This is a genomic window from Chromobacterium sp. CCUG 76385 (genome assembly GCF_059916625.1).
This window is the reverse complement of record NZ_JAUCGU010000040.1, coordinates 1-13568: the sequence shown is the minus strand read 5'-3', so window position 1 is coordinate 13568 and position 13568 is coordinate 1. Positions and strand designations below refer to the sequence as shown.

The window sequence follows — 13568 nt, the reverse complement described above, 5'->3', positions numbered from 1 at the left end:
CCATCGGGCGGCTTACCGGCCGCCCCGCATCACAAGGAAACACCATGCAAGCCGTTATCGACGTCAAGATCCTGGACGCGCGCCTGCGCGACAACCTGCCCGCCTACGCCACCTCCGGCTCGGCCGGCCTCGATCTGCGCGCCGCCACCGAAGAGACGATGACCATCCAGCCGGGCGAAACCAAGCTGATCCCCACCGGCATCGCCATCCACCTGAACGATCCGGGCCTGGCCGCCATGCTGCTGCCGCGCTCCGGCCTGGGCCACAAGCACGGCATCGTGCTGGGCAATCTGGTGGGCCTGATCGATTCCGACTATCAGGGCCAGATGTTCGTCTCGGTCTGGAACCGCGGCCAGGAGCCGTTCCGCCTGGAGCCGCTGGAGCGCATCGCCCAGATGGTGATCGTGCCGGTGGTGCAGGTGGGCTTCAATATCGTGGACGACTTCGACGCCTCCGACCGCGGCGCCGGCGGCTTCGGCAGCACCGGCCGCGGCTGATTCAGCCCATTCTGAAAATAAAAACCCGGCGCGGGCAGATGCCTGCGCCGGGTTTCTTTTTGCCGGCAATCAGGGCAAAACGCTGATGCGATTCAGCTTGGGCACCGCCACCAGGGGCGTGGACTGCAAGTAGCGCTGCATCACGTCCACATCCACGTCGCCCACCACGCGGTCGGTGCCCTGCGCCAGCACCGTGAAGCCGTCGCCGCCGCCGCCGATGAAGTTGTTGACCTGCACCGTATAGCGGGCCTTGGCATCAATCGGCTTGCCATTGATGGTGATGCTCTTGATGTCCACCTTGCTGCCCACCGGGGACGACTTGCTCCAGCTGTAGCTGAAGCCGGACGAAACCTGCAGCATCTTGCCCCTGGCCGGATCGCTCCACTGCTGCTCCAGCAACTGATCGATCTGTTCGCCAGTCAGCTTCATCGTCAGCATGGTGTTGCCGAACGGCTGCACGGTGTAGATCTGCTTGTAGCTGACATTGCCATTGGCGTCCGGCACCAGGTCGGCGCGGATGCCGCCCGGATTCATGAAGGCCACCACAGCGCCTTGCTTGCTGCCGGCAGCGAGCTGGGAGTCGGCGATCACGTCTCCCAAGGTCGTTTCGCCGGCGGCATTGGCATTGCGAGTCAGGCTGCCGCTCAGCTTGCCCACCACCTCTTCAGCCTTTTTCGCCGAACGATTCAAGTAAAACTGCACCAGGTCGGTGATATTGGCCAGCGGCTTGATGTCCTGCGTCACCGGGCGGTTCACCGCCTGGATCGAGCCGGGAACAAAGGTTTTGCTCACCGGGTCCAGCTTGAAGTCGATCTCGGTGAACAGCTGGCCGTAATTCTTGGCGCTGGTCACGCGGCGGTCATCGATGACGCAGTTGTAGGCCTGATGCGTATGGCCGGTCACCACCAGCCCCACCGTCTTGTCCAGCTTCTTGACGATATCGACGATGGGCCCGGAAATGCCCTTGCAATCGTCGAAGGTGCCGGTCTGATAACCGCCCTCATGCACCACCACCACGGCCGCCGCCACACCCTGGGCTTTCAGCTTGGGGATCAGCGCATTGACGGTGTCGGCTTCGTCCTTGAAGCTCAGCCCCTGGATGCCGGTGGGCGAGACGATGTCAGGCGTGCCTTTCAGTGTCATGCCGATGAAGGCCACCGGGATATTGCCGTATTTCTTGATTTCATAGGCCGGGAACAGGGTGCCGCCATCCGGCTTCTGCACATTGGCCGCCAGGAACTTGAACTTGGCGCCGGCGAAACTGCCGCCATTCTGGCACGTGGTATCGCCCGCGCCAGGCTTGCAGCCGCCATTCTGCATGCGCAGCAACTCGTCCTGGCCGTCATCGAACTCATGATTGCCGACGGCGTTGATATCCAGGCCCAGCAAATTCATGGCTTCGATGGTGGGTTCGTCATGGAACATGCCGGTCACCAAGGGGCTGGCGCCGATCAGATCGCCGGCCGACACGACCACCGTATTGGGCGATTTGTCGCGCAGCTGCTTGACCCAGGCCGCCAGGTAATCGACGCCGCCGGCGGGTGTCTTGACCGTCTTGCTCGGATCTTTCGGGTCCGGCAGCGCCAAGGTGCCGGGGGATTCCAGATTGCCATGGAAATCGTTGATGGCGACCATCTTGACGGCCACCGGCGCCGCGGCCGGCAACTGTTCACTATTGCTTGCGCCAGGGCGTCCGCTCACGGAAGAAGAGGAATCGGACATGCATCCGCCCAGCGCCAAAGCCAGGCTCAGGCACAGGGTCGTCGGAATGAATTTCATTGCCATGCTCCATTGTGTTTGTTGTGATCCGGCGCGCGCCGCTGCCACGGACATGCGCCAGGCCGTCAACATACACAATTGGCATGAAATTTAAATCAAGAATCGCCAAACAATGGCATGAAATTCCATATTTTTGCAAAAATACCAAAATAAAACGCCGCGAGGCTCGCTCGCGGCGTTTGACTGCATCCCGGCTCAAGCCGGGACGGAACGGGGAAGCGTCAAGCCAGCAGGTGGTTGTTCAGCTCGCGCATGCCGGCGGACAGCATCGCCAGATCCAGCGCGCTGAAGGACTGCAGCTCGGCGAACATCTGGCCGCAAACCTCCACTGCTGCCTGGCGCTTGACCAGCCACTGATCGGCGAAGCCAACCGCCGCGGCGCTATCCTGCAGCGCCTGGCGAGCCAGATCGCGGTGCACGCGGTACAGATCGTCGCGCAGCGCCGAGCGGGCCAGCGACTGCCAGCGGTTGTCGCGCGGCAGGCTGGTGATGGCGTCGCGCAGCCAATCCAGCTGCAGCGCGCGGCCCAGCTGGAAGTAGTTGGCCGCCACCTGCTCCAGCGCCAGCTTGCTGCCGTCGCTGATTTCGATGATGTCCATCAGCGGCACGGCGTACTCCAGACGGGCCAGTACCTGTTGCAGCGATTGCGGCAGCTTGGCATGGGCGATCCGGGCTTCCAGCTCGGCCACGCCGGCATATTGCGCGGACGGCACCAGCTTGGGCAACTGGGCCAGCAGGCCTTGCACCTTGGCGGCATACTGCTCGATCACCGCGTTGACGGAACCGAACGGACGCTTGTTGCGCAGCAGCCAGCGCGTCGCGCGCTCCACCAGGGTGCGCACCAACACCATCAGCTGCATCTGCTGGTCGGCCGGCACCTTGTTGTCCAGCGCTTCGATCTGGCCCCACAGGCTTTCCGCGTCGAACACGCGGTTGGCGATCCACCAGGCGCGGGCGATGTCGGCCGCGGAGAACGGCGACTCTTCCTGCAGGCGGAACACGAAAGTGGTGCCCATGCGGTTGATGATCTGGTTGGCCAGCTGGTTGGAGATGATCTCGCGGCGCAGCTGATGCTGCTCCATCTGCTTGCCGAAGCGCTGCTGCAGCGGTTTCGGGAAGTAGTTGACCAGCACCGGCAGGAAGTCGCGGTCGTCCGGCAGATCGGTGGCCAGGATGGCCTGATCCAGCGAAATCTTGCTATAGGCCAGCAGCACCGCGATCTCCGGCACGGTCAGGCCCTGGCGGGCCAGGCGGCGTTCGTTGATCTGGGTTTCCGTCGGCAGGTATTCGATCTCGCGGTTCAGTTCGCCGGTCTTCTCCATGTGCGTGATCATGCGGGCATGGGTGGACAGCATGGAAGCCGCTTCCAGACGCTTGATCGCCAGCACCTGGGTTTGCAGGATGTTGTTGCGCAACACCAGATGACCCACTTCCTCGGTCATCTCAGCCAACAACTCATTGCGCTGCTTCAGCGTCATGTCGCCGGCCTGCATCACCGCGCCCAGCAGAATCTTGATGTTGACCTCGTGGTCGGAGCAATCGACGCCGGCCGAGTTGTCGATGGCGTCGGTGGCGATGCGGCCGCCGGCCAGCGCGAACTCCACGCGCCCCAGCTGGGTGCACGTCAGGTTGCCGCCTTCGGCCACCACGCGCGCCTGCAGCTGGTTGCCGTTGACGCGCACCGGGTCATTGGCGCGGTCGCGCGCGTCGGCATGGCTCTGCGTGGACGCCTTGATGTAGGTGCCGATGCCGCCGTTGTACAGCAGGTCGATCTTGGCCTTGAGGATCTCATGGATCAGCTCGTTCGGCGCCATGTGGTCCTTGTCGGTTTCCAGCCACGCCTTCACTTCCGGCGACAGCGGGATGGACTTGGCGCTGCGCTCGAAGATGCCGCCGCCCTTGGAGATCAGATCGCGGTTGTAATCGGTCCAGCTGGAGCGCGGCAGGTTGAACAGGCGCGCGCGCTCGGCGAAGCTCTTCTTCGCGTCCGGCGTCGGATCCAGGAAGATGTGCAGGTGGTTGAACGCCGCATTCAGGCAGATGTGCTCGGACAGCAGCATGCCGTTGCCGAACACGTCGCCGGCCATGTCGCCGATGCCGATCACGGTGAAATCCTGCTCCTGGGTGTTGATGCCCAGATGGCGGAAGTGGCGCTTCACCGATTCCCACGCGCCGCGGGCGGTGATGCCCATGCCCTTGTGGTCGTAGCCGGCGGAGCCGCCGGAGGCGAAGGCGTCGCCCAGCCAGAAGCCGTAGGCTTCGGAAATGCCGTTAGCGATGTCGGAGAAGGTGGCCGTGCCCTTGTCGGCCGCCACCACCAGGTACGGATCATCCGGGTCCAGGCGGCGCACGTCCTTCGGCGGCACGATCTGGCCGGTCACCAGATTGTCCGTCACGTCCAACAGCGCGGAGATGAAGATCTTGTAGCAGGCGATGCCCTCGGCCAAGAAGGCCTCGCGCTCGCTCGGCGCCGGCAACTGCTTGCCGACGAAACCACCCTTGGAGCCCATCGGCACGATCACCGAGTTCTTCACCATCTGCGCCTTGACCAGGCCCAGCACTTCGGTGCGGAAGTCTTCCATGCGGTCAGACCAGCGCAGGCCGCCGCGCGCCACCTTGGAGCCGCGCAGGTGCACGCCTTCGACGCGCGGGCTGTACACCCAGATTTCAAACAGCGGACGCGGCTGCGGCAGGAACGGGATCTGGTTGGATTCCAACTTGAACGAGATGTAGGACTTGAACTGGCCGTCGGCGCCCTTCTGCCAGAAGTTGGTGCGGCGGGTGGCCAGCACCACGGCCAGGAAGCCGTTGAGGATGCGGTCTTCGTCCAGATTGGCCACGCCGTCCAGCATGCCGCGCACGGCGGCCAGCAGCAGCTCGGCCTTCTCGTCGTCGAAGCCTGCCGGATCCAGACGGGCGTAGAACAGTTCCACCAGGCTGCGGGTGATGGCCGGGTAGTTGGCCACGCACTGCTCGATATAGGCTTGGCTGAAAGTCAGGCCACCCTGGCGCAGATACTTGGCCAGCGCGCGGATCAGGGAGATTTCGCGCCAATCCAGGCCGGCCACCAGCGCCAGACGGTTGAAACCGTCGTTTTCGCAGCGCTTGGCAAAGACCTGGGCCAGCAGCTCCTGGAAGTCATGCTGCACTTGGTCTTGCGCCATCTGCTCGCCGAAGCCGCCGACATCGAGGCCGAAGTCGCTGATCCACACCAGGCTGCCATCGACGCGCTTGACGCAGTACGGGTGCTCATCGCGCACCTTGACGCCCATGTTCTCCAGAATCGGCAGGCTGGCGGACAGGCCAAGCGGTTCGGCCTCGCGGAACAGCTTCAGATTGAAGGCGGCGCCGGTGCGGTGGAACGGGCGGTACAGCTTCATGGCCAGCGGCTGCTCGGCGCTCAGCGCCTCCAGTTGCTGGATGTCCAGCACGGCGTTGCGCACCGCGAATTCCTCGCGGTACGCCACCGGGAAACCTTCCTTGTAGCGATTGAACAAGCCGTTGCCGCGCTCTTCGCCATAGGCCTCCACCAGCTGCTGGTGCAGCTCCTCCACCCAGCCGCGCACCAAGCGGGCGATTTCGGCTTCGATATCGCCCTCATGGAATTCCGGCAGCTTGGACGCATTGGTGCGGATGATGTAGTGGACGCGGGCCAGGGTGCCGTCGCCGATCTGCACGCTGAACTCGGCGCTGGCGCCGTCGAAGGCGTTCATCAACACTTTTTCGATCTTCAGCCGCACTTCGGTGCTGAAGCTGTCGCGCGGGACATAGACCAGGCAGCTGACGTAGCGATGGTAGCGGTCGGCGCGCACGAACAGACGCACGCGCGGACGTTCCTGCAGGCTGACAATGCCCTCGGCAATCGGGCCGAGCACTTCGGCCGGAATTTCGAACAGCTCGTCGCGCGGGTAGCTTTCCAGCACGAAGCCCAGCGTCTTGGACTTGTAGCTGTCATCGACGAAGTCGCAGCTCTTGACCACGCTGGCCACCTTCTGGCGCAGGATGGGCACGTCCTTCGGCGACGTCTGATAGGCGCTGGCGGTGTAAAGGCCGAGGAAGCGGCGTTCGCCTATCACTTCGCCCTTGTCGTTGAAGCGCTTGATGCCGACGAAGTCGACATAGGCCGGACGGTGGATGATGGAGCGGGTTTGCGATTTGTTCAGGATGATCAGCTGCGGCAGGTGCGCCAGTTCGCGCAATTCCTGGGGCAGCTGTTCGAAGCTGGCGGAGTATTCTTTATCGCCCTGGTCCTGCAGGATGCCCAGACCGGCGCCCTTGACGATGCGCAGGCTGTCCTTGCCGTCGCGCTTGACCAAGTCGTAGTCGCAATACCCCATGAACAGGAAATTGCGTTCGGCCATCCATTCCAGGAAGGCCACGGCCTCATTGGCTTCGGCGGCGCGTTCGCCCTTCAGCTTGGACAAGTCCTTGCTGATGCCGGCCAGCATTTCGCGCATCTTGGGTTCGTCGCGCACCACCAGGCGGATATCGGCCAGCACGCGCTTCAACTCAGTTTCCAGCTTGGCCAGCAGCGCGGCGTCGCTGATGCGGTCGATCTGCACGTGGATGAACGATTCCAGCGGCAGGCTGCGGTCTTCGGTGCGCTTCACGGCGCTCATCACGCCGCTCTTGTCGCGGGCCACCGACAGCACCGGATGCACCAGCAGGTGCAGATTGAGGTTATAGCGCGACAGCAGCATGGTGATCGAGTCGATCAGGAACGGCATGTCGTCGTTCACCACTTCGATCACCGTGTGGGTGCTTTGCCAGCCGTCGCGTTCGAAATCGGGGTTGTAGATGCGGCACTTGACCTGGCCGGCAGAGCGTTTGCCGGCGAACTCGTAATGCGCCATTGCGGCACCGAACAGGTCGAGCGAGGAGAACTGCCGCAGGTCGGCGTGTTCAGTCTCTTCGAAGTAGCTCGGGAAGAAGGCGGCGAGTTGTTGGGTCTCCTGGGAAGAAAGCTTGCTCTCGGCTACAGCCTGGATATCTGCGATCAGGCTGGCCAGTTCAGTCTTGTTGGTAAGCGACATTTAGCTTCTCTTGTTGTGAGCAGGGAGGTTGTCGGGGCATTGTAGATAGCGGCACCCATACCGGATTTCCTGAATGCGACATCGGCTTACATAAAACGCGCAAGCCGTATTCCGCCGGCAACAACACGGGGGCATAAGCAGGCCGGAAATCCAGGCCATACATTACAGCAAAGCGACGGCCAGTTACACAAAGACCATCGCACCGCGCATTGTAGCCAATCAGGAAAAACATTCATAACCTATTGATTTTTATGATATTTCCATTTTTTAGGAAAAGTAAGGTAGAATGTGCGCACTTGCTTATGGGGATTGACCAATTCCGCCACTTGTTGTTCACAAGCGCGGCAGATAAAGGCCAGCCAGCAAGACAAGACGACCCGGATCGGAACAATAACGTCGGCTCCGCTGCGGGGTTTACAAGCCAGTCGTCGCGCAGGCGCCTGCCGACGGCCAAAATAAGAGAAGTAGAAGCAACATCATGAAAAAAGCCCTGATTGCAAGCGCCAGCTTCGCCCTGATCGCCTCCCTGTCCGCCCAAGCGGAAACTGTCCGCTTCGGCATCGACCTCAACTACCCGCCCTTCTCCAAGCAAGGCGCCGACGGCAAGCCGCAGGGCTTCGACATCGACATGGCCTACGCGCTGTGCAAGGAAATGAAAGTCACCTGCCAGATCGTGCCGCAAGACTGGGACGGCCTGATCCCGGCGCTGAACGCCAACAAGTTCGACGCCATCATCTCCTCGATGCAGATCACCCCGGAACGCCAAAAGGCTGTGGACTTCACCGGCAAGTACTACAACATCGCCAGCCGCCTGGTGGCCAAGGATGGCACCAAGGTAGACGCTGCCAGCTTCAAGGGCAAGAAAATCGGCGTGCTGCGCGCCTCCACCCAGGAAAAATTCGCCAAGGACTTCTGGGGCAAGAACGGCGCCACCATCGTGCCGTACGCCAAGTCGCCTGAATCCTTCCTGGACCTGAAGTCCGGCCGCGTCGACGCCGTGTTCGTGGACGGCGCCGTGGGCGAAGGCGAATTCCTGAAGACGCCGCAAGGCAAGGGCTATGCCTTCGTCGGCCCTAACTACTCCGACGTCAAGTACTTCGGCCTGGGCGCCGGCATTGCCGTGAAGAAGGGCAACAAGGCCCTACTCGACCGCCTGAACAAGGCCATCGAGGCCGTGCGCAAGGACGGCAGCTACAAGAAGGTTGAGGAAAAGTACTTCAGCTTCGACGTCTACGGCGGCTAATTCCCGCTCCCAGGCAGGCGCGCGCCGCGCGCCTGCTCCCGCAATCCCCTCTTCCGAGATTGCCCATGTTTTTGCAAGGTTACCTTCCCAGCATCCTGGAAGGCACGGCGCTGACGCTGAAGCTGGCCGGCTCCGCGCTGGCCGTTTCCGTCGCGCTCGGCCTCATCGGCGCGCTGTTCAAATCCACCTCGTCGCGCGCCTTGACGCTGCTGGCGGAATGCTACTCCACCGTGGTGCGCGGCATTCCCGACCTGGTGTGGATGTTCCTGCTGTTTTTCGGCGCGCAGATGGCGCTCAACGACATCTGCGGCCATTTCGGCTGGCAGGCGCCCGATATCGACCCCTTCATCGCCGGCGTCGCCACCCTCGGCTTCATTTTCGGCGCCTACATGACCGAAACCTTCCGCGGCGCGATGATGGCGGTGCACAAGGGCCAGATGGAAGCCGGCCTGGCTTACGGGATGTCACCGCTGCGCGTGTTCTTCCGCATCCAGTTGCCGCAGATGGTGCGCTACGCCCTGCCCAGCTTCTCCAACAACTGGTTGGTGCTGGTCAAATCCACCGCCCTGGTATCCGTCATCGGCCTCAATGACGTGATGTACCGGGCCGACGCCGCCAAATCCGCCACCCAGCAGCCGTTCGACGTCTATATCGTCGTTGGCGCGCTGTTCCTCTGCATTACCGGCGTGTCCAATCTGCTGCTGCACTGGACAGAAAAACGCTACTCGATGGGCACCAAGGAGAGCGGGCTGTGATCGATCCGAAACTGATTATCGAACGCTTGCCGGAATTCTTCGGCGCGCGCGACGGCGGCCCCATGCTGTCGTCGACCGACGGCCTGATCATGACGCTGCAGCTGCTGGGCCTGTCGCTGCTATTGGGCCTGATGCTGGCCATCCCGCTGGCCGTGGCGCGCACGGCGAAAAACCGCGCGCTGTCCGGCGCCGTCTGGCTGTTCGGCTACGTCTTCCGCGGCACGCCGCTGTTGGTGCAGCTGTTCATCATCTATTACGGCCTGGCGCAGTTCGACTGGATACGCGACAGCTGGACCTGGCAATACCTGCAAAACGCCTATGTCTGCGCCATCCTGGCCTTTACGCTGAACACCGCGGCCTATACCACGGAAATCATCGCCGGCCAGATCCGCAATACCCATTGGGGCGAAATCGAAGCCGCGCGCTCGGTCGGCATGAGCCAGTGGCTGATGCTGCGGCGCATTGTGTTGCCGTCGGCGCTGCGGCGCGCGCTGCCCGCCTACAGCAATGAGGTGATCATGATGCTGCAGAGCACCGCCATCGCCGGCCTGGTGACGCTGGCCGACCTGACCGGCGTGGCGCGCCGCATCTACAGCGAAAGCTATATGCCGTTCGAGCCGTTTTTCACCGCAGCCGTGATCTACCTGGCGCTGACCTTTGCCCTGGTCTGGCTGATGAAGCGCGCGGAGCGGCGCTATCTGGCTTTTCTGCGACCGAGAAAGCAATAAGCCGCTGGTGACAATTGCTGCCCGGCATTTGAAATAAATCGTACAATGCAAGCAAGACAAGCCGCCATGCCAGGCTCCCTGACATGGCGGTATTTTTGCCAACCTTACCTGCCCTCAGACATGGCTCACACGCCTCAAACCGCCAAACCATTGCGCTTCGGCTTCTTGCTGCTTCCCCACGCCTCGATGGCTGATTTCGCCAGCGCCTCCGAGGTGCTCAACCACGCCAATCTGCTCGCGGAGAAAAAGCTTTACGAAACCCTGCTGCTATCGCTGGACGGGGGCCAAGTGCAGCTCTCCAACGGCATCAAGCTGGCGGTGGACCTGCCGCTGTCGTACGCGCCGAAACTGGACTATCTGGTGATCCTGGCCGACGAGATCGGCAGCGATTTCGCGTTGGACGAACTGAGCAAGGGCATGTCCAGCATCAACGCCGACAAGATGACGCTGGCCGGCATTGGCTGCGGCAGCTATTGGCTGGCACGGGCGGGCCTTCTGGCTGGGCGGCGCGCCACGATACACTGGCGTGAAATCGCGCGGCTGACCGAAGAGTTTCCCGATGTGATCGTGACGTCCAATCTGTACGAAAGCGAGGGACGCTGCCTCAGCTGCGCCGGCGGGGCCGCTACCTTTGATTTCATGCTGGACCTGGTTGGCAGGCAACAGGGGCATGAGTTCATCGCCCAGTTGTCCGAGCTTTTCAGCATGGAACGCATCCGGCCCGGCAACGAACGCCAACGCATTCCGCTGGCCACCCGCATCGGCGGCAGCCAGCCCAAGCTGACCGAGGCGGTCAGCCTGATGGAAGCCAATATCGAAGAACCGCTGTCCACCGACGACATCGCCTACTATGTCGGCGTCTCCCGACGCCAATTGGAGCGGCTGTTCAAGCAATACCTGGGCACCGTGCCGTCCAAATACTATCTGGAGCTGCGTTTGAGCCGAGCGCGCCAATTGCTGCTGCAAACCAGCAAATCCATCGTGCAGATCGGGCTGGCTTGCGGCTTCTCCAGCGGGCCGCACTTCTCCAGCACCTATCGCAACCATTTCAACATCACGCCGCGCGAAGAGCGCGCGCAACGCACTCAGATCGGCAACCGCGCTAGCTGAGCTGGCGCTCGGCCTGCAAGGCCAACGGCAGCTCGATGCGGAAGCAGGCGCCGCTGGCCGGGATATTTTCCGCCGAGATCAAGCCGCCGTATTGTTCGACTATGGTCTGGCAGATCGACAAGCCCAAGCCCATGCCGTGCGGCTTGGTCGAAAAGAACGGGTGGAACAGCACTTCCAGCAAGTCCGGCGTAATGCCGCGCCCGGTATCCCGCACCTCCAGAATGCCCTTCTTGCCTTCGCGGCGGGTGTGGACGATGACATGGCGTTTCAAGGCCGGCTCGTCTTTCAAGGCATCCATGGCATTGGACAGCAGGTTCAACACCACCTGCTCCAGCTGGATGCTGTCCGCCATCACCGGGATCGAATAGCCCGACAGCAACTGAACCACTTCAATGCCGCGATCGCGCAGATCGTACTCCGCCAGAAACATGCAGTTGCCCACGACTTGATTGATGTCGATCAGCCGCGTCTCGATGGCGCGCTTGCTGACCAGCGCGCGCAGCCGCTTGATGATTTCACCGGCGCGCCCAGCCTGCGCCACCGCCAGCTTCAAAGCGGAATTGACTTGCGGCGGCGCATCCTCCACACCATCCAGCAATTGGATGGCGGCCTGGCAGTAGTTGGAGATCGCCGTCAATGGCTGATTCAGCTCATGGGCGATGCCGGACGCCATCTCGCCCATGGTATGCAGCCGCGCCACGTGCGACAGCTTTTCCAGGTGCTCCTTGACCCGGGTTTCGCTGGCCTCCAGCGCTGCCGCGGTCCTTTGCCGCAGCGGCCCCATATCGCGCAGCGCGCACACCACGCCTATCTGCACCCCATCCCGCGACATCAACGGCGCGATGCCGCCCTCCACCGAATGCACCTTGCCGCGCGCCGTGGTCAGCTGCATGCGCTCCGCCAACTCCACTGCCTGCCCGGTACGAAAACACTCGCTGATGGGATCCTCGGAAAACTCCGCAGCCAACTCGCCCATCAAGCGGAATACTTCATGGCATGGCAGGCCAAGCACCTCATCGGCAGGCATCTCCACCAGTTGCAGCGCCATGGGGTTAGCCATCTCAATCCGACGATCCTGCCTCAGAATCACCACGCCATCATGTATCGCATTCAAGGTCACAGACGCGCGCTCGCTCTGCAGGAACAGCTCCTCATCGGCCTGGCTGCGCTCTCGGCGCAAGGCGACGCGCTGGGAGTAAATCAGCGCCGCAGCGGACAACAGCAAGGCAATGAACACCTCTCTGAGCAACAGCGGCAGCAGCGCCAGATCATTGAGGCGAATATCCTGCTCAACGCCCAGAACAAAAGGCTGCGCTTCGCTGTTCAGCGGCAAACGCAGCGTCAAGCGCGTTATCTTGGGCCACCAATCATGATCCCCATCCCGATGCAAGCGCTGGTAAAGCGGCTCGCTCCCCGCACGGCCGTCCCGCGGCAACAAGGACAAGTCCAAGCCGGTAGGCAAAGCCTGGTCTTCAGGCAGCTGCAGCAAGCGGTCGCAAAACACCACCAAGGCCACCACGCCGGCCAGATCGCGGCCGCGGCCCTGCCGCGCCTCTCCCGCCGACTCGCGATACAAAGACTGCATCAATAGGTAGGCGCGGCCGCCGCCGTCATACAACTCGAAAGGACGCGACGAAACCTTCTGTCCGCTTGTCACCGCCCGTTTCAACTCAGCCGAAAAATGCGGATCGCCCAGCATGTCATAACCGTAGACCGGGCTGAATGCCGGCAGATCCGGCTCGATCATGGATACGATTAGCGCCTGCGGCCTGACCGGAGCAGGCTGCCAATTGCGCTTACCCTCCGCGCCGTAATCGCGGATGTAGAAAGTTTCCCCAAACCGCTCCCCCATGCTGCGCAAAAACTCAGGGCGCGCGTCTTGCGTGACATTCTGCAGGAACTGGATGGCGTACAACTGCTGATAGCGCGGCAACATTTCCCGCGCAAAGGCGCTGAGCGCAGGCGCGTCCAACTGCTCATGAGAAATGAGCAGAGCATTGATCGCAGACAGCACGGACTCGTTCTGGTCAAGCCTGCGTGCGACGCCCGCATAGGCTTGGTGAGCCGCTTGCTCGAAACTGTCCTGCAGACGGCGGTACTCCCCGCTTCCCCACTGGGCCAATACCCACAAACTGCTAAGCAACCAGAGCGCGCCAAACAGAAGCCACTCGCGACCTTTGAATTTACTCAAGACCCGCCCCGAAATTCACATGACATCATGAATGATATGCTTTGCATAAAACATTCGCCGGGCATTTTCACAAAAAGCCGCCATATTCGCAACGCGACTCCAACCGACAATACGGGCACCCCTCCTGCGCCAATCAGACCCGCATCAACAGCAAAGCCCCGGCAGGGACTGTCGGGGCGGGTTGGGGCGGCGTTTCGCCGGCGCAAAGCACAAAGCCCAGCTCGTGTGAGCT

Annotated in this window: 8 protein-coding genes; 5 read left to right on the top strand and 3 right to left on the bottom strand. The window is 62.1% G+C overall.

Annotated features, from left to right (window positions below):
• Positions 1-44 precede the first annotated feature (44 nt).
• The gene (dut, locus tag QUG01_RS18155) at positions 45-497 is read left to right on the top strand and encodes a dUTP diphosphatase (protein ID WP_500831308.1); all 453 of its coding nucleotides are present in this window, start codon (positions 45-47) and stop codon (positions 495-497) included.
• 69 nt (positions 498-566) lie between these two features.
• Here the strand turns inward: dut and QUG01_RS18150 are convergent, their stop codons facing one another.
• Positions 567-2276 (bottom strand): bifunctional metallophosphatase/5'-nucleotidase, encoded by a 1710-nt coding sequence (locus QUG01_RS18150; RefSeq protein ID WP_500831307.1) that lies wholly within the window; start codon positions 2274-2276, stop codon positions 567-569.
• A gap of 221 nt (positions 2277-2497) precedes the next feature.
• Positions 2498-7309, bottom strand: a complete 4812-nt coding sequence (locus QUG01_RS18145) for an NAD-glutamate dehydrogenase (protein ID WP_500831306.1) — start codon at positions 7307-7309, stop codon at positions 2498-2500.
• A gap of 478 nt (positions 7310-7787) precedes the next feature.
• On the opposite strand from QUG01_RS18145, the gene QUG01_RS18140 reads away from it, so the two are divergent.
• The 4 genes from QUG01_RS18140 (at position 7788) to QUG01_RS18125 (ending at position 11145) form a co-directional block, all read left to right on the top strand.
• Positions 7788-8552, top strand: coding sequence for an ABC transporter substrate-binding protein (locus tag QUG01_RS18140; protein ID WP_103317000.1), 765 nt, complete (start codon positions 7788-7790; stop codon positions 8550-8552).
• 65 nt (positions 8553-8617) lie between these two features.
• The gene (locus tag QUG01_RS18135; protein WP_500831305.1) at positions 8618-9307 is read left to right on the top strand and encodes an ABC transporter permease; all 690 of its coding nucleotides are present in this window, start codon (positions 8618-8620) and stop codon (positions 9305-9307) included.
• On the top strand, positions 9304-10035 hold the full coding sequence (locus tag QUG01_RS18130) for an ABC transporter permease (RefSeq protein ID WP_500831304.1): 732 nt from the start codon (positions 9304-9306) through the stop codon (positions 10033-10035). Before QUG01_RS18135 ends, QUG01_RS18130 begins: the two co-directional genes overlap by 4 nt.
• A gap of 120 nt (positions 10036-10155) precedes the next feature.
• Positions 10156-11145 carry a GlxA family transcriptional regulator gene (locus QUG01_RS18125; protein ID WP_500831303.1) on the top strand — a complete coding sequence of 330 codons (990 nt, stop codon included), beginning with the start codon at positions 10156-10158 and terminating at the stop codon, positions 11143-11145.
• Here QUG01_RS18125 and QUG01_RS18120 read toward each other — a convergent pair.
• Positions 11138-13288: an ATP-binding protein gene (locus tag QUG01_RS18120; protein ID WP_500831302.1), complete on the bottom strand. Its 2151-nt coding sequence runs from the start codon at positions 13286-13288 to the stop codon at positions 11138-11140. The two genes, QUG01_RS18125 and QUG01_RS18120, sit on opposite strands and share 8 nt — an antisense overlap.
• Between the last annotated feature and the right edge of the window lie 280 nt (positions 13289-13568).

What these genes read in the sequence shown, in the direction of transcription:
- dut (WP_500831308.1), top strand. Translation starts at nt 45, where the DNA reads ATGCAAGCCGTTATCGACGTCAAGATCCTGGACGCGCGCCTGCGCGAC.
- QUG01_RS18150 (WP_500831307.1), bottom strand. Translation starts at nt 2,276, where the DNA reads ATGAAATTCATTCCGACGACCCTGTGCCTGAGCCTGGCTTTGGCGCTG.
- QUG01_RS18135 (WP_500831305.1), top strand. Translation starts at nt 8,618, where the DNA reads ATGTTTTTGCAAGGTTACCTTCCCAGCATCCTGGAAGGCACGGCGCTG.
- QUG01_RS18145 (WP_500831306.1), bottom strand. Translation starts at nt 7,309, where the DNA reads ATGTCGCTTACCAACAAGACTGAACTGGCCAGCCTGATCGCAGATATC.
- QUG01_RS18125 (WP_500831303.1), top strand. Translation starts at nt 10,156, where the DNA reads ATGGCTCACACGCCTCAAACCGCCAAACCATTGCGCTTCGGCTTCTTG.
- QUG01_RS18140 (WP_103317000.1), top strand. Translation starts at nt 7,788, where the DNA reads ATGAAAAAAGCCCTGATTGCAAGCGCCAGCTTCGCCCTGATCGCCTCC.